At 41.9% G+C, this 915-nt stretch carries 2 protein-coding genes; both read right to left on the bottom strand.

Translation table 11 applies throughout. The annotated features are described in order from the left end of the window. The coding region (locus tag NI455_RS15360) for a hypothetical protein (protein WP_253114889.1) at positions 1-335 on the bottom strand (335 nt) is incomplete at its 3' end. Beyond that, the coding region (locus NI455_RS15355) for a MobA/MobL family protein (protein WP_253114885.1) at positions 332-915 on the bottom strand (584 nt) is incomplete at its 5' end. The genes NI455_RS15360 and NI455_RS15355, both read right to left, overlap by 4 nt.

Below are 915 nucleotides of genomic sequence, written 5' to 3'. Positions count from 1 at the left end.
CGTTCATCAATTTCGTCTTTGCTTGGTATGTATAAAAAGATAGCCAAAATGAACACCATCATCACAGCAACAAACGTGCTGGCAAAAATAAAGATAAGTTTTAAGTTGAGCCTGTTTGTAGCTTCGTTTAATGCCTGAATACTGTTGTTTAATGCACCTGTATGCTTCTTATTTGTGTTTTCTAGCGATTTTTCAGCCTTGTCTAGCACTCCACTAGCGACTTGGTTGTAAAACTGCTCTAATCGCTTCTTATCGTCTGCTATGGCTTCTCGATATTCCTTCATGGATGCCAATAAAATATATAACTGGTCATCTAAATCATTTTGATTACTCATAATGACATTCCGCCTCTACTTAGTTTTTGATATGCCTTGCGGAGTGCTTGCTCGGCTCGTTGTTTATCTAATTCTTGCTGTCGTTTCATTTCCGCTTGGCGTTCCAGTTCTAGACGTTTGGTTTCTTGGTTCTTCTGCCATTGATCAAAACCTTGATCGACACGGTTTAAACCACGCTGTAAAACGCTCTCTTTCTGCTGTTTCTGTTGGTCAAGCTGTTGGGCGTTCTGCTGTTTCACATTGTCATTAAAACGGCTGATTTCAGTGTCTATGCCTTGTCTGCGTAATTGGGTGACTTTAGTGCCTTCATGGATGGTGGCTTGTAGTCCGTTATTCTGATCGGCATAGCTGCGGTGATCTATTTTTTCTCGGTAGCCTGCTCGTTCTAATGCGTGATTGGCTAAATTTGCCCACGTTTCCCGAATCTGTTTAATTTCGTCTTGGGTTGTACCCATACCAAGGCTTTTTCGTTTGGCGTTGCTGAGTTCAATATCGGTTTTGGTGGTCAGGGTGAGTTTATTGTCCGTGTCCAATTCGGCTTTTCGGGTGGTAAGCATGATATGGGCGTGATGATTCTTAT

The sequence above is a fragment of the Acinetobacter lwoffii genome (assembly GCF_024129435.1).
Taxonomy (GTDB): domain Bacteria; phylum Pseudomonadota; class Gammaproteobacteria; order Pseudomonadales; family Moraxellaceae; genus Acinetobacter; species Acinetobacter lwoffii_F.
Note: the sequence above shows the minus strand (reverse complement) of the source record. Positions and strands in the feature narration are given on the sequence as shown.